The organism is Psychrobacter sp. 2Y5 (assembly GCF_051847375.1).
Taxonomy (GTDB): Bacteria; Pseudomonadota; Gammaproteobacteria; order Pseudomonadales; family Moraxellaceae; genus Psychrobacter.
In genome coordinates this window covers 203,269-217,833 of record NZ_JBPYDA010000003.1, presented here as the reverse complement: position 1 = coordinate 217,833, position 14,565 = coordinate 203,269, and the positions used below count along the sequence as shown (strand labels likewise).

Genomic DNA, 14,565 nt, shown 5'->3' with positions numbered 1-14,565 from the left:
GGCTTTTTTTTGTTTAAACAATATTCATAAAGAACATGGGCTTTGTATGAGATCAGCATAAGAGGAGATTGAAATCGAGCTAATTTATAGTTGATAATAGTTATCAATAACAATATAATTCGCAAACAGAATTATTTTATATTTACTAGGTCTTACTAAGGATGCCCATGACTATTAATACTGTGCCGAACCGTAGAATCCTGCCTACAACTTTAGCAGCGACTCTAGCTGGTTTATTGCTGCTATCGGGCTGCACAAAGCAGACCGATGAGGAAGCTGTAGCGACTGATGCGCAAACGACGCAGACAGAGACCACTAGCTCACAAGCAGCGACAGAGCAAGCGGGTATCGATAGACTACTTGTCAGCTATGCAGATATGGCGCATGCCGCTTATAAAGACTCGCTAGAGACTGCAAAAACCTTACAAAACGCAGTAAATACTTATGTTGAGACGCCAACTGAGGACAACCTAGAAGCGGCAAAAGCGGCCTATAAAGCAGCACGTCAACCTTACTCGCAGACGGAGATTTTTCGGTTCGATGAGGGCTTTGTCAGCGCTAATGATGAGCGTGAAATAGGTAGCGTCGATAGCTGGGAAGGGCAAGTCAATGCTTGGCCACTTGATGAAGCGCTAATCGATTATGTGAGCGACAGCTATCAAGGCGAGTACAATAGCAAAGACAATATTATTAATAGCGATAGCATCGCGGTAGGGAGTGTCAAACAAGATACTAGTACCATTACTCCTGAGTTGCTTGCTGAGCTGAGTGAAATTGGTGGTAGCGAAGCCAATGTGACTACCGGCTATCATGCGATAGAGTTTCTACTCTGGGGTCAAGATATCAATGGCGTTGGCGAAGGAGAAGGTATACGTCCTGTTAGCGACTATCTAACTGCGGAGGGTCAATGTACCAACGGTGATGCTGTCAATGCCGATGCTAGTGTATGCGAGCGCCGTGGTGAGTATCTAAAAGCAGCGACTCAGTTATTAGTTGATGATTTGAGTGCGATGGAAGCCGAATGGCAGCCTGAGAGCGAGAATACTTTACGCAGTGATTTACTAGAGCGCCGAGGCGACAATGCACTACGTCAAATCATGTATCAGATGGGCAGTTTAGCGCTTGGTGAGCTGGCTTCTGAGCGCATGCAAGTTGCCTTTGTCACTGGCTCCACCGAAGATGAGCATGAGTGTTTCAGTGATTTGACTCATTTGAGCTACGCCAATAACGCTCGTGGTATCCAAAATGTCTTCAATGGTAGCTATAAAACCGTCGCTGGCAAATCAGTTGGTGGTTATGGTGTCAAACAGTACCTCATTGATAAAGGTCATAAGTCCGAAGCAGACAAACTCACTGCTGACTTTAAGCGCGTAGAAGACGCCTTTAATGTATTAGTTGAAAAAGGCGAAAACGAAGGCATCAAAGTCGATCAAATGATAGCTACTGTTGGTCAAGCGACTAAACAGGGCGTCACTGCTGAAGAGCAAAACAAGCGCCGTGGTTGGATTGAGAATGGTATTAATAGCTTACAAGAGCTGACCGCTGGTATTGAAAGCGCGGCCAAAGCCGTCGGTATTGATAATTTAGATGCGGATGCAGGCTCACAGTTTTAGAGAGAAGATTTTGCTATACTTGTTTTATATATTTTGACGATACAACAAGCACGTTGTTAATGACTATTAGCAGCGTGTTTTTTTTTAAAGAAATTGTTAATCAAACAATTAGACAATCAGATAATTAAAGGTATTACCAATATCTCTATTATTCTTTTCTATCAAACGCTTATCAGCTATATCACAGTAAGCTTGTCCTGCTAAAGATAAATAGTACACAAGGTAACTCTATGAGTGTCATCCTCTCATCCTCTAAGCTTGGATCAGTACAGTCTCTGCGCTTTAAACGGCTCACTCTTAATGCTTTATCTCAGCAAACCGTATTAAAAATAGCGATAAGCTTAGTATCGGTAATGGTTTTGAATGCTTGCCAACCTATTGATAGCGTCTCAGATAAAGACGCTAATACCAAAGAATCAAAGCTAGAATCAGCGCTATCTGCTGAGCGCACGCAAACCATAGAAGCTATCGCTGGTGTACCGATGCAGACACTGGCTACTTTTGACCCACAAGAGATCAAGCAAGGCGGTGACACCGGTATCACTATCACCAGTAGCGAGAGCTATTCAAAACCGTCATCTAATTTGAGCGCCTCACGTAAAGGTGATTTTTTTATTGGTAATGCTTTTTTTAAACAGCCTTGGGTGATAGCGCCTGCTAGCACTGATAGCCGCGATGGTCTTGGGGCGCTATTCAATGTCGCCGCTTGTCAGTCTTGTCATGTTAAAGATGGCCGCGGTCACGCGCCGATGACTCGCGAAGATGACGCCGATAGTTTGCTGATACGCTTAGCTATGCCAGCGACTACTGATGAGGAGCGGCAACTTTTAGATCAATCCCTTATCGAAAAAGTTGCTCATCCTATGTACGGCGGTCAGCTGCAAGATCGCGGTATTCAAGGCGTGCCTGCTGAGGCGAGAGTATCGGTGAGTTGGGCGGATAAACCAGTCACCTTCGCCGATGGTCATATCGAGACTCTGCGTGCGCCAACCTTTAAGCTGACCCATCCAGGCTACGGTGATTTTGATGATGAGCTAATGGTCTCACCAAGGGTAGCTTTACCTATGATAGGGCTAGGATTGCTTGAGCAAATCCCTGATGCAGATATCAAAAAACAAGCCGATAGCGAGGACAAAAACAACGATGGTATTCGTGGCACTTTTAACTGGGTTATGGATCCGCAAACGGGCAAGACGGCACTAGGTCGCTTCGGCTGGAAAGCAGGGCAAACTAAGCTATTAACGCAAAACCAAAGCGCCTTTAATGAAGATATGGGTCTCACCTCAAGGATTCGTCCTACTGAGTCTTGTACACCGCTACAAACCGCCTGTCTTAATGCCACCACTGGCGCTGATGATCAAGGCGATGGTAAATCGCCTGTCGAAGTCAGTGATGAAGTGGCAAAATTCGTAGAGTTTTATACTCGCAACTTAGCCGTGCCGCATCGCCGTGATGCTGATAGCGAGCTAGTACTAGCGGGTAAAAAGCGCTTTTATGAGATGGGTTGTCAAAGCTGTCATACACCCAGATATAAGCTACCAAAAACGGACGATGATCATCTTGAGCAGCATGGACAAGTGATTTATCCTTATACCGATTTATTACTCCATGATATGGGCGATGATCTTGCCGATCGTACTATCGCCAGCAAGCTGCCACCAAAGGACTTACAAGTAGAATTCCTTGCCAACTCTTATCAATGGCGTACTCCAGCGCTATGGGGCATAGGTCTGGCACAAACTGTCGATCCGCAAGCAACATTTTTGCATGATGGGCGCGCGCGCACACTTATGGAGGCGGTGCTGTGGCATGGCGGTGAGGCACAAACGCAACAACAAAAAGTGCTGAAACTCGATAAACAAGGCCGAGCTGAACTTAATGCCTTTTTAAAATCGCTATAGTCGATAATAAATACAGTAAATTGAACTAAATATACCGAGAAAAATATGAAAAAAAACAAAGCTAATCCTACTTTAGTAATGGTTCTATCTGCTTTGAGCGCGGGTCTACTTATCAGCTGCGTTAAGCCTGCTGATGAAAAGCAAGCGACTGATAATGATAGTCAAAAAGTGGTAGAAGAAAATAGCGCGACTGCAGATACAACCGATGCAAATGCTATTGTTACAGCTGCCATTGTGCCTGTAAATATTAGCGTAGAGACCGAAAAAACCTATCTAACTCATGTCGCTGATGATCTTATCATTCCCGCTTACGCTAATGCCGCTAAGCAAAGTGCTATCTTGCATGATTTAGCCCAAAAGCATTGCAAAAGCGCTCCTGTTAGCGGTGAAGCATTACAGCAGCTTCGTGATCAGTGGTTAGTGTTAGCGCAAGCGTGGGCAGAGGCTGAGATGATCAACTTCGGCCCAGCAAGTGAGAGCATGAGTAACTTATATATCAACTACTACCCCGATGAGCGCGGCTTAGTGCATAGTGGCGTCGCCGATCTTATCGCTGCCAATCCTAATCTCACCAAAGAGCAGCTCGCTGACGAGAGTGCTATTGTGCAAGGCGTCCCTGGTCTAGAAGAAGCCTTGTATGCCAATGAGAGCTTAAATGCAGCGCAGTGCGCTTATGTATTGAGTGCCAGCGATGCTCTAAGCGCGCGCCTAACAGAAATTGAGAATAATTGGCAAAATAATGCGACTGAGCTGCTCGCTATTGATAAAACTGCAGATAGCGACCAAGGCCTCAATCAATGGTTTAACTCTTTACTATCAATGATTGAGACCACCAAATCGAGCGCTATTGACCAGCCGTTAGGTCTCACCGGTACAGCTAAAGGTCACGTACCTGCCGCTACGGCTGGACAAAGCCGCGCGATTATCAATGCTAAGCTTGCGACCTTAAACAAAGCACTGACAGATCCTGTGCTGAGTGCTATCTTAAATAGTAATCAGGAGAGCGTCGTCGGTAATAATTTATCGACTATACTAGCTCAGACGACGACCTTACTAGCGCAAATGCCGGAAGATATCACACAAGCGGATAAAGCCGAGCAACAGCAATTGCTTGAGCAAATGGCAGAGATTACCCGAGTTATCAAACGTCAATTAATTCCGACGCTGGGTATCCGTGTCGGCTTTAATAGTACCGATGGTGATTAAAAAGTTATTCTTGGTGTTTAGATAAGAAAATTATAGTTTGTATAAATGGTGACTCAAAGGCTTATGATGGCTGACCATAAAAAATACGAGAAAATATCGATGCAAAGTAAAACGTCAAACGATGTTTCTAGTGCTTTTTTAAGTACTCTATCAGCGACTGTGACTGCCACAGTCGCTTTAGTGTCTATTCATCATTATTACCGCAAGCAGCAACAGCCAGAAGCTCGTTTACAAGACTACGTGGTTGGCATCAACGCTAAGCTGAATTCATCAGCACCACTACCACGACTACAGCACGCTTATCAACAAGCTAAATTAGCTTATCAAAATTACCCTGAAGATAGTGTTCATGATGCGGTTGTTGATGCTGCTGTTATTCAGGGTAAAGTCAGTGGGGTAGCCGAGCGTCATACCACTACTATGTTACCGCGTGCGGTCTGCTGGGTGAGCGGGGTGGCGGCTATACCCAAGCGTTTGATCTCGAATGACGGTAACGAGAATGATTTTGGGGTAGTCGGTATCGATGCCGATCGGCAAATCGTTTGGCAAACGACCATGCCCGAGCGCGTGCATGACATCGTGGTGCAGCCTCTTTTTAGCAGTCGTGAGAAAACTGAAGCTCGCGATGTCGTGGTCATGGGTCGCCGTCCTAGTGAAAGGTTCTGGGTGCTAGATACCGCTACTGGTCAAGTAAAGTATGCTATCAAAGCCGCCACCGATCGCCATTTTTATGGTCATGCTTGCTATAGTTTGGACGGTACGAAACTATATATTACCGAAAACGATACTGTCAGTTTAGACGGTAAAATTGGTATATACGATGCGATTAATAACTACCAAAAAATTGCTGAATTCGACTCACATGGCATTGGTCCGCATGAGCTAATTATGCACCCTGATAGCGAGACTTTGATCGTTGCTAATGGCGGTATCAAAACCGAACAGGCCTCACGTGAGGAGCTGAATCTAGATAGCATGCGTCCATCTTTAGTTTATCTCAAGCGTCATACTGGAGAGCTACTAGAACAAATAACACCTGAGCATAATCAGATGAGTATTCGGCACTTGGCTATGCATGATGATGGTACGGTGATGATGGGAATTCAGTTCCAAGGCGAGAAGCATATTAATGTGCCATTAGTGCTGACGCATCAGCGCGGTGATATTGAATTTACCCCGCTAACTATGCCAAATAATCAATGGCAGCGTTTCCATCAATATATCGCAAGCGTCGCGGTCGATAGCGAGCGTGATCTACTTTGTGTAACCACGCCTATTGGGGGCTGCGCGGCTATCTACGACTTAAACACTTATGAGCTTATTGATTCGATTGCTTTGCTTGATTGTGCTGGAGCCTCAGTGAGTGTAGGCGAGCAAGGCGGTTTTATTGTTAGCGATGGGCAAGGGCAGTTAACAACTCTAAGTGTCGATAAGCAAAATAGAATGATTACCAGCGATCAGCGACACCATAAAATGTCTTTTGATAATCATTTGCAGGCGCTTTGATGAGAGCACTCTATGCCTAGCCAAAACCTTGCTGCTAAAAATATGAATATGACGCCTTTATTACAGAGCGCTATTGAGCGCTTGGCGGCAGCTAATATTAAGCTGCAGATCAGCAAAAAACGTGTTAAAAATATTAATTTCCGGCTAAAGCCCAATCTACTAACCGTTTCTGTTCCCACATCCATCAGTACCACTCAAATGGCGCAATTTGTCGATAGACGTGTCTCGTGGGCGCTGGCTCACCATCAGCAAGTGCTAGAGAATTATCAGCGTAAACAAAACCAGCACCCACAATCTAACTCAGTAAAAAAAGCTGAACCGCTTTGGTTATGGGGAGATAAGCAAACCTTTACGCTTAATCATGACAAAAAAATCGCTCTTTACCGTCAGCAGTTATTACAAGTTATGCCTGAGCTGTTTGAAAAATGGCAGCCGATAGTCGGGACTAAAGCGACAGAGACGCGTATCAAAAAGATGCACACGCGCTGGGGCAGTTGTAATATGCGCGTCGGCCGTGTTTGGCTATCGGTATACCTGCCTGCTTACCCTATCGAATGTACCGAGTACGTCATTGTCCATGAGCTATGTCATTTGCATCACGCCAATCACAGCTCGGCATTTTGGCAAACGGTAGAAACAGCGATGCCGGAGTATAAGCAGTGGCATGATAAGTTAGCGGGTAAAGATGGGAAGTTGGATTAATTTCCAAAACTTTTTTTAAATGAAAAAGGATAAGTTATGGACAACGTTAATCAAGCCAGGTTTTGGCAGCAGCGCTACGAGACCGATAGTATTCAATGGGATATGGGCGAGGTATCGCCGCCGCTCAAAGCTTATATCGATCAATTGCCTGAATCTGCCAAGCATGATGCTATCTTAGTGCCAGGAGCGGGCAATGCTTATGAAGTCGGCTATCTCTATCAGCAAGGCTTTACCAATGTCACGTTGGTTGATTTTGCGCCTGCGCCAATTAACGACTTTGCCGAGCGCTATCCTAGTTTTCCGTCTGAGCAGCTAGTCTGTGCGGACTTTTTTGCATTATCACCTGAGCGCTATCAGTTCGATTGGGTACTGGAGCAGACGTTTTTTTGTGCGATAAACCCGCAGCGCCGTAATGAGTATGTACAGCAGATGGCAAATTTATTAAAGCTAAAAGGCAAGTTAGTAGGTGTGCTGTTTGATAAGGATTTTGGCAATAGTCATCCACCGTTTGGTGGTGATAAGCAGGAGTATAAGCGACGCTTCGAGTCGCACTTTGATATCGAGATCATGGAGCCTTGTTATAATTCACATCCCGCGCGCCAAGGTAGTGAGCTATTTATCAAACTATCAGCGAAGTAATCTCCCGTCCAATATTCTCACGAGCCTGAACTTCTAACCGCTGATAGTAATAATCGCTGAAATACAGTCTTGGATGAGCGAGCAAGCCTGCTAATACCTCAGTGCGTCCCATGCGATACTTTGCTTCTGCAACCTGACTATACTCCTGCCTTACTGCTTTGGCATACTGTTCGTATTCAGACCAAGCCGCACCTAGAACAGATAAATCCATATCTAATAAGTAGGCGGCGTCGCTATTATTGCTACTATTAGGGTCACTAATATCAGCGTCATTTAATTGATGATCTGCAGTCATTATTATCAGCTTATAAATACCTTCAATTTGAGCATCTGTTAAATACTGACTTAATACCTTCTGTGCATAGTCAGCGCTTTTAAGCTCGTTATCTGCCCTTGTCGGCTCATAAATCACATCATGATAGAACAGCGCCAAGGCAATGATAGACGGCTGCTGTAGCTTATGCTTAATCTGCTCAAACTGACTAAAAAGCTGCTGTAAATGCTCTAGCGTATGATAAGCGCGCCTAAGCTCATTATAACGAATAGCGATATCTTGCCAAAGCCCGTTAACTTGCGCTGGCTTGATATCGCTATTCGTAACCGATAATAAATGCTGCTCAAAGCATTGACTAAGACGAGAGCTGGTTTGCAAGAGGTCGGTCATATTTGCTTAGCTCTTATTGGCCGCTTCTTCTAATGCTTGTTTAAACACATTACCCAACAAATTCACATCATCGACACGGGCATAATTTAGGCGAGTGACAAAGGCGATATGACGATGCGGACCTGCCTCGCTTAATGGAACAGCGACCGCATTTTGGTTGTGCAGATGCAGCTGATCTAGCGCCATCTCGGGGACTAGTGTTGTGCCCATATTAGCTAGCGCCATCTGAATAAGCGTGTTCAAGCTGGCATCAGAAAAGCTCGATTTCATCTGTTCACGATCGAAATGACAGACGGATAAAGTTTGGTCGGTTAGGCAGTGTCCTTCGCCCAATAGCATCAGATTAGCGGTCGCTAGCTCATCAGAATTAATGCTATCAAGCTTGGCATGTACATCGTCTTTGGGGAATACGGCAAAAAAATCTTCCGACCAAAATTCAAAACTATGTAAACCATCGACCGCATAAGGCAGCGCAATAATAGCGGTATCGATATGACCGTAGCGCACTTGTTCGAGTAAGCGCTCGGTCTGCTGCTCGACTATGGTCATGCGAAATTCAGGGTGGTGTGCTCGAAGCGCGGGCAAGACCTTAGGCAGCAAGTACGGCGCGATAGTCGGAATGATACCAACCGTCATCGGGTAAGCCAGCGGCGCTTGATGGCTATGAGCGCGAGTCGTGAGATCATTGACCTCAGAAAATATACGCTGTGCGCGAGTCAAGATATCTTGGCCAATAGGGGTGATCAGCACTTGCTTGTTATTGCGCTCAAAAATCTGTGTATCGAGTTGCTTTTCTAGCTCCGCTATACCTAAGCTCAAAGCTGATTGCGAGATATTGCAATCTTCAGCGGCGCGTTTGAAGTGACGATGCTTGGCAACAGCCAAGGCAAATTCGAGTTGACGTAAAGTAATCATAGAAGCTCTCTAATGCAATTTAGAAGTTTTGTAAAAGTATTGGTTTTATCTTATCGCTCGCAAATCGATAGAGATAGGCGCTTTACGTATTATTATTTAATGAGTAATAGCGATAGAATAGTTTAACAAGATTAATAAAACAAAACATCAAATTAAAAACTTTTAACTGGATTAACCATAGAATTCGCGTATAGTTTGTCTTGTAACCCAGATAGGTAAAGCCAATAGCAAGATTTATTGCACCATTAAAAACGGCAATTAATCGCAGTTAGCGTGGTAGGCAATATTAATGTAGACAGCTTCATTATTTTAGCTACTTTATAGTAACCTATCGATTTAATCACTATTATTTTTATAACCACAAACTTAACAAAAAAGGAGCCACTCATGGCCGCTATTATTAATCAAGAAATCCCAGAGTTTTCAACCGAAGCATATGTAAACGGTGAATTTAAAACCATCACTTCAGAAGACGTCAAAGGCAACTGGGCGATCTTTATGTTCTATCCACATGACTTTACGTTTGTTTGCCCAACTGAGCTTGAAGATATGGCAAACCATTACGAAGAGCTAAAAGGCCTTGGCGTAGAAGTATATTCAGTATCGACTGACACTCATTTCGTACACAAAGCTTGGCACGATTCTTCAGAAGCCATTGGCAAAGTACAATATCCAATGCTAGGTGATGGTACAGGTAAAATCACTCGCGGTTTCAACATCATGATCGAAGAAGACAACGCCGCTCTTCGTGGTACTTTCTTAGTGGATCCAGATGGTCTTATCAAAGTCGCTGAGATTCATGACCTTGGTATCGGTCGTAGCGCAAAAGACATGGTACGTAAAGTAAAAGCAGCTCAGTACGTTCGTGACAACGACGGCGAAGTATGCCCAGCCGCTTGGGAGCAAGGTCAAGCAACTCTAAAACCAAGCCTTGATTTAGTTGGTAAAATCTAAGTCATTGCTTGTTTAAAAGTAGCTGATTAGCTATTTAAAATAGTAAGCTACAAATAGTAAAGCCCTCATCAGCATTGTTTGATGAGGGCTTTTTTATCGTTATCTACTGTTCTTTATGTCTACATAAAAATCAATATTGGTTTTGAGTCATGATTAGGCATGTGACTGTAATTTGTTCTTATCAATGATTCTATAAATCTCATCTTTAAGCTGTAACTTTCGTCGTTTCATCTGTTCGATCTCATCGTCCCAGCTCGCTTGTGTAACGCGGTCTTTTTCTAGCCTATTAATTTGCTCATCAAGCTGAGTGTGTTCATCAAATATCACCGCGAAGTGGCTGTCTTTTTGTCTAAGCTCGTCAACAATCTCTCTATTATCTTGCAGGGTATCAGTCTTTCTCATGTTTTCATCCTTGTTAGTAAGCGTAAAGTCGTCATGAACGACTAGCGACGCATCGTGATTAAAACTATTAATGAATTTAAGACTCTAAAGCGCTAAGAGTTACGGTTATAAAAGCCTTTTATTTACCAGAGTAATTGCTCTTAAAACCAGTTGTTTTTCTTAGCACTTCTCTCGATTGTAGCGAAATAAAAGGCTAGGTTCTAGGGTGTTTTATTAATAATAGGTTTAAATTACTAGATTATATTGATTTTATGATTTGTTTTATAAAACATATAGTTTGGATTTATCCGCTTGTTCATAGCTCTGAAACGTCCGATAATAGCTCTATCAAAAGTTGGTAGCCTAAGGGCCACAGCGTATTAGCGAGCTAAAATTAAAGCTACATTAAGCCCGATACTCTAACTTAAACCGAATTTACTCTCTTAGTATTTTTTGTATTATAAAAATAAGGATTGATTATGATTGACCAAAGTTTATTAGACGCAGTAAAAAGCTATAGCGAAAACATGACTCGTCCTATTAGTTTCGTATTAGGGTCAGGCGAGCACGAAAAACGTAGCGAGCTAGTCAACTTTTTAACAAAGATTGCTGGAACGACAGATAAGATTAATTTTGAGCTGGACCAAGCGGACTATGTTGACAGCAGCTTACCAAGCCCAATCAGCTTTGCGGTGCGTAGCCATATCGATAACGAAGTCGTTGATAACGGTATTGTTTTTAGTGGTATTCCAGGCGGTCACGAATTTACTTCGCTTATCTTAGCTATTTTGCAGGCTGGCGGTCATACGCTCAAGCTCGATGAAGGCATCCAAAAATTAGTGAAGCGCTTTAATAAACCGCTTCAGTTTCAGACTTATGTGTCGTTATCTTGCCACAGCTGCCCAGAAGTGGTACAAGCCTTGAACCAGTTCGCCATACTGAACGACGATATCAGTAACGAGATGATCGATGGTGCGCTGTTCCAAGAACAAGTCGAAGCCAATAATATTCAGGGCGTGCCGGCGGTATTCTTAAACGGTAAGCCTTTTGCTAATGGTCTTATCGATACGGCTAAACTGATCGAAAAGTTACAAGAGCAGTTCCCTGATCTGTTAGCGGAAGGCGATGCTGATGCAGAACAACTAGAGCAGCAAGATGTCACTATTATAGGTGCCGGTCCTGCTGGGGTGGCAGCGGCGATTTATACCGCGCGTAAGGGTCTAAAAGTGACCATGGTTGCCGATCGTATTGGTGGTCAAGTCAAAGATACACAGGATATTGAAAACTTAATCTCGGTACCTTTGACCACAGGTACTCATCTATCAGCGGACTTTGAAAAGCACCTGCAAGAGTATAATATCACCCTTAAGCAGCATGTGACGGTCAAAGAGATTGATGAGACTAAGGAAGAAAACTACAGTATCCATCTCAATACTGGCGAGCAGTTTGAAACCCGTAGTATTATCCTTGCGACTGGCGCGCAGTGGCGTAAGCTTGGCGTCCCCGGCGAGGAAGAAAATATCGGTAAAGGCGTAGCTTACTGTGCGCACTGTGATGGTCCTTTCTTTAAAGATAAAGATATCTCAGTGATTGGTGGTGGTAACTCAGGTATCGAAGCGGCGCTTGATTTGGCCGGTATCGTCAAACACGTGACCGTTCTTGAATTTGCCGACGAATTAAAAGCCGATCAAGTGCTCATTAATAAAGCCAAAGAGAAATCAAATATCGAGTTCATCACTAGCGCGGCAACGCAAGAGATCAAAGCGACTGACGGTAAAGTAAGCTCTATCGTCTTTGAAGATCGCAGCACAGGTGAGACTCATGAGCGCGATTTGGCAGGGGTGTTTGTACAGATCGGCTTAGTACCGAACACGGAGTTTATCAAAGGCTTTGTCGATCTAAACCGTTTTGGCGAGATTGAAATCGATGAAAAATGCCGTACCGATCGCAAAGGTATTTTTGCTTGTGGTGATGTGACTACTGTGCCGTTTAAGCAGATTAATATTGCTATGGGCGAAGGGTCGAAAGCGGCGCTAAGTGCTTTTGAATATTTAGTAATGCAGTAAGAGTTTTATTCATTAAGCCTCAAAAAGACCATCTCACATATGAGGTGGTCTTTTTTTATGGAAGGTCGCTCTAGTACGATTTAAGCTAGTTTTTATTGCGAATAACCGCAATCACTGGAAGAGCAACTAAATACATCAGCACGCCATAGACAGCAGCAGGTAGCGCGATAGCAGGTAGACCCGCTGCTGCTCCCATAATAATGGGCGCTAAAGTAATAGCGGTAGTGCTGTTTTGAATACTGGTCTCTATCGAGATGGTCTTAGTATCGAACCAATTCAGTTTGAAGGCTCTAGCTATTACCATACTTAGCACAAATAATATAATAATAATTGAGATAAGCTCGAAGCCGATTGCCGTCGCTTGTGATTTGAGTAACTCCCAGTTAGACGCTACTGCCGCTAGGACAACCAGCACAAATAAGAGGCTAGCTATAGCGTTTAGAATATTACTTTTACGCTCCATAAAGCCTGTGAATTTGCGGCGAGCGAGCATACCCAAAGTCACAGGCAGCGCCGTCAATAAAAACATTACTAGACCTATTTTTACCGCGCTAACCGTGCCTGCTTGGTCCTGCATAAAGTGATCAAATGCTAAAGTAATTAAGATAGGCAAAGTGATGACTGAGAGCAGACTGACGACACCGGTCAATGCGATAGAGAGCGCCACATTACCTTTGGCATAAAAGGTCAGCATGTTACTGGTCACACCACCTGGACAGAAGCTGATTAGCATAATGCCGAAGGCGATAGTTGGCGGCGGCATAGTGATTAAGACTACTGCTAAAGCCACTAACGGCACTAAGATAACTTGATTTACTAACCCGACAAAAAAGGCTTTGGGATGGGCGACAATCACTTTAAAATCGCTTAATTTTAGTCCTGTACCCAAGGTGAACATAATATAGGCAAGCGCTAGAGGGAGTAGGGCTAAGGCGATACTATTCATAAAACAGTCCTTGTAAGATCACTTATCGTATGCGACTGAAGATAACACAAGCTAATGATATTTTACTAATACTATCCTTGTTTTATTAGTTGTTGAATTTTATAGCATGTATCAAATTTTATCTTAGGTACTATGAAAAGTGTGTGTGATCTTAAGTAGTCTTGCTTTGATTGTCTAATCTTTAATTACTTAAGGTTTATCAAACAATAAAATAGGTATCAAGTAATAAAAAACGCCCATTCAGATTTGAAAGGGCGTTTTGTTATCAGTAATAGAGTAAGGCTATCTTAATCATCAAACATTAGTCATCTAATAAATCCATCTGCTTAGCGGCTTCATAAATGCCTGTTGAGCGATTACCGGTACGGCAGAATATCAAGATCGGCTGCTCGGCTTGATTAAAGAAATCCGCGAATTCTTCGACGTGATTTTGACTGAGCTCATTACCGGCAAATAGCACTTCTTTATAAGCCAGTCCTGCCTCCTTTGCCGCGGCCTCGATATCAGCGTTGACGGGCTGGTTGGGTTCTTCGCCATCAGGACGATTGTTAATAATGGTCTTAAAGCCGTTTTCGGCGATCATTGGCACTTGGTCAGGGGTGATTTGACCGGTAATACTGATTTGATGGCTCATACGAGCTCCTTTTTTATTATTGATACAAAGGGTTTGGGAGGTGAAACATTCAATAAGTAGGGTAGGATGAAACGCTTTAGAATAAAAGATAAGCTATGTAAAGTTTATAGCAGACCTTGCATCAGGGCGCTTTGATATAAGAGTTTGGCGCGCGCGCCCGTTCCACAAAACATCAATATTGGTTTGGGGAAGGCGTGATAAAAGCTAGCGAATTGCTCAACCGTCATCTTACTTAGACGCTCATCATCGAATGGCAAATGCTGATAGGCCAAATTGGCTTGCTGACTAGCACTTGCCAAATCAAGGCTCGTCGGCTGTGTGATATGCTCATCATCAGGGCGAATATTGATGACTGAGCGATAGCCAAGCTCCGCAAGCTTCGCGCATTGCGATGGATATATTTGCTTATAAATTGTGAGGTTGTCAGTCATAAATTCA

Annotated in this window: 14 protein-coding genes; 8 read left to right on the top strand and 6 right to left on the bottom strand. The window is 43.6% G+C overall.

The window, feature by feature from the left end; all coding sequences use genetic code 11:
* Window positions 1-167 precede the first annotated feature (167 nt).
* From ACS8E3_RS04605 to ACS8E3_RS04580, 6 genes are all read left to right on the top strand, one after another.
* Window positions 168-1,613 carry an imelysin family protein gene (locus tag ACS8E3_RS04605; RefSeq protein WP_439241710.1) on the top strand — a complete coding sequence of 482 codons (1,446 nt, stop codon included), beginning with the start codon at window positions 168-170 and terminating at the stop codon, window positions 1,611-1,613.
* A gap of 353 nt (window positions 1,614-1,966) precedes the next feature.
* On the top strand, window positions 1,967-3,514 hold the full coding sequence (locus tag ACS8E3_RS04600) for a di-heme oxidoreductase family protein (RefSeq protein ID WP_439241939.1): 1,548 nt from the start codon (window positions 1,967-1,969) through the stop codon (window positions 3,512-3,514).
* Between the two features lie 45 nt (window positions 3,515-3,559).
* Window positions 3,560-4,720, top strand: coding sequence for an imelysin family protein (locus ACS8E3_RS04595; RefSeq protein ID WP_439241708.1), 1,161 nt, complete (start codon window positions 3,560-3,562; stop codon window positions 4,718-4,720).
* 66 nt (window positions 4,721-4,786) lie between these two features.
* On the top strand, window positions 4,787-6,226 hold the full coding sequence (locus tag ACS8E3_RS04590) for a DUF1513 domain-containing protein (RefSeq protein ID WP_439241706.1): 1,440 nt from the start codon (window positions 4,787-4,789) through the stop codon (window positions 6,224-6,226).
* A gap of 12 nt (window positions 6,227-6,238) precedes the next feature.
* Window positions 6,239-6,928 carry a M48 family metallopeptidase gene (locus ACS8E3_RS04585; RefSeq protein WP_439241705.1) on the top strand — a complete coding sequence of 230 codons (690 nt, stop codon included), beginning with the start codon at window positions 6,239-6,241 and terminating at the stop codon, window positions 6,926-6,928.
* Between the two features lie 36 nt (window positions 6,929-6,964).
* Complete coding sequence (locus tag ACS8E3_RS04580) at window positions 6,965-7,567, top strand: methyltransferase domain-containing protein (RefSeq protein ID WP_439241703.1); 603 nt, start codon at window positions 6,965-6,967, stop codon at window positions 7,565-7,567.
* Here the strand turns inward: ACS8E3_RS04580 and ACS8E3_RS04575 are convergent.
* Window positions 7,548-8,231, bottom strand: a complete 684-nt coding sequence (locus ACS8E3_RS04575; RefSeq protein ID WP_439241701.1) for an HD domain-containing protein — start codon at window positions 8,229-8,231, stop codon at window positions 7,548-7,550. The two genes, ACS8E3_RS04580 and ACS8E3_RS04575, sit on opposite strands and share 20 nt — an antisense overlap.
* 6 nt (window positions 8,232-8,237) lie before the next feature.
* Window positions 8,238-9,146, bottom strand: a complete 909-nt coding sequence (locus ACS8E3_RS04570; RefSeq protein ID WP_439241699.1) for a hydrogen peroxide-inducible genes activator — start codon at window positions 9,144-9,146, stop codon at window positions 8,238-8,240.
* Between the two features lie 387 nt (window positions 9,147-9,533).
* Here ACS8E3_RS04570 and ahpC point away from each other — a divergent pair, with 387 nt between their 5' ends.
* Window positions 9,534-10,100 carry an alkyl hydroperoxide reductase subunit C gene (gene ahpC, locus ACS8E3_RS04565; RefSeq protein WP_439241697.1) on the top strand — a complete coding sequence of 189 codons (567 nt, stop codon included), beginning with the start codon at window positions 9,534-9,536 and terminating at the stop codon, window positions 10,098-10,100.
* Between the two features lie 153 nt (window positions 10,101-10,253).
* On the opposite strand, the gene ACS8E3_RS04560 is transcribed toward ahpC, so the two are convergent.
* Complete coding sequence (locus ACS8E3_RS04560; protein ID WP_439241695.1) at window positions 10,254-10,502, bottom strand: YdcH family protein; 249 nt, start codon at window positions 10,500-10,502, stop codon at window positions 10,254-10,256.
* A gap of 458 nt (window positions 10,503-10,960) precedes the next feature.
* Here ACS8E3_RS04560 and ahpF point away from each other — a divergent pair, with 458 nt between their 5' ends.
* Window positions 10,961-12,547: an alkyl hydroperoxide reductase subunit F gene (gene ahpF, locus ACS8E3_RS04555; RefSeq protein WP_439241693.1), complete on the top strand. Its 1,587-nt coding sequence runs from the start codon at window positions 10,961-10,963 to the stop codon at window positions 12,545-12,547.
* Between the two features lie 85 nt (window positions 12,548-12,632).
* Here ahpF and ACS8E3_RS04550 read toward each other — a convergent pair whose 3' ends face one another.
* From ACS8E3_RS04550 to ACS8E3_RS04540, 3 genes are all read right to left on the bottom strand, one after another.
* Complete coding sequence (locus tag ACS8E3_RS04550) at window positions 12,633-13,493, bottom strand: bile acid:sodium symporter family protein (RefSeq protein WP_439241691.1); 861 nt, start codon at window positions 13,491-13,493, stop codon at window positions 12,633-12,635.
* Between the two features lie 301 nt (window positions 13,494-13,794).
* The gene (locus ACS8E3_RS04545) at window positions 13,795-14,127 is read right to left on the bottom strand and encodes a protein tyrosine phosphatase family protein (protein ID WP_439241689.1); all 333 of its coding nucleotides are present in this window, start codon (window positions 14,125-14,127) and stop codon (window positions 13,795-13,797) included.
* Window positions 14,128-14,231: 104 nt separating this feature from the next.
* Complete coding sequence (locus ACS8E3_RS04540) at window positions 14,232-14,558, bottom strand: protein tyrosine phosphatase family protein (RefSeq protein WP_439241687.1); 327 nt, start codon at window positions 14,556-14,558, stop codon at window positions 14,232-14,234.
* Between the last annotated feature and the right edge of the window lie 7 nt (window positions 14,559-14,565).

Coding starts and splice junctions, on each gene's coding strand:
- ACS8E3_RS04575 (WP_439241701.1), bottom strand. CDS start 8,231: ATGACCGACCTCTTGCAAACCAGCTCTCGTCTTAGTCAATGCTTTGAG.
- ACS8E3_RS04585 (WP_439241705.1), top strand. CDS start 6,239: ATGCCTAGCCAAAACCTTGCTGCTAAAAATATGAATATGACGCCTTTA.
- ACS8E3_RS04540 (WP_439241687.1), bottom strand. CDS start 14,558: ATGACTGACAACCTCACAATTTATAAGCAAATATATCCATCGCAATGC.
- ahpC (WP_439241697.1), top strand. CDS start 9,534: ATGGCCGCTATTATTAATCAAGAAATCCCAGAGTTTTCAACCGAAGCA.
- ACS8E3_RS04605 (WP_439241710.1), top strand. CDS start 168: ATGACTATTAATACTGTGCCGAACCGTAGAATCCTGCCTACAACTTTA.
- ACS8E3_RS04570 (WP_439241699.1), bottom strand. CDS start 9,146: ATGATTACTTTACGTCAACTCGAATTTGCCTTGGCTGTTGCCAAGCAT.
- ACS8E3_RS04580 (WP_439241703.1), top strand. CDS start 6,965: ATGGACAACGTTAATCAAGCCAGGTTTTGGCAGCAGCGCTACGAGACC.
- ahpF (WP_439241693.1), top strand. CDS start 10,961: ATGATTGACCAAAGTTTATTAGACGCAGTAAAAAGCTATAGCGAAAAC.
- ACS8E3_RS04600 (WP_439241939.1), top strand. CDS start 1,967: ATGGTTTTGAATGCTTGCCAACCTATTGATAGCGTCTCAGATAAAGAC.
- ACS8E3_RS04590 (WP_439241706.1), top strand. CDS start 4,787: ATGGCTGACCATAAAAAATACGAGAAAATATCGATGCAAAGTAAAACG.
- ACS8E3_RS04595 (WP_439241708.1), top strand. CDS start 3,560: ATGAAAAAAAACAAAGCTAATCCTACTTTAGTAATGGTTCTATCTGCT.
- ACS8E3_RS04545 (WP_439241689.1), bottom strand. CDS start 14,127: ATGAGCCATCAAATCAGTATTACCGGTCAAATCACCCCTGACCAAGTG.
- ACS8E3_RS04560 (WP_439241695.1), bottom strand. CDS start 10,502: ATGAGAAAGACTGATACCCTGCAAGATAATAGAGAGATTGTTGACGAG.
- ACS8E3_RS04550 (WP_439241691.1), bottom strand. CDS start 13,493: ATGAATAGTATCGCCTTAGCCCTACTCCCTCTAGCGCTTGCCTATATT.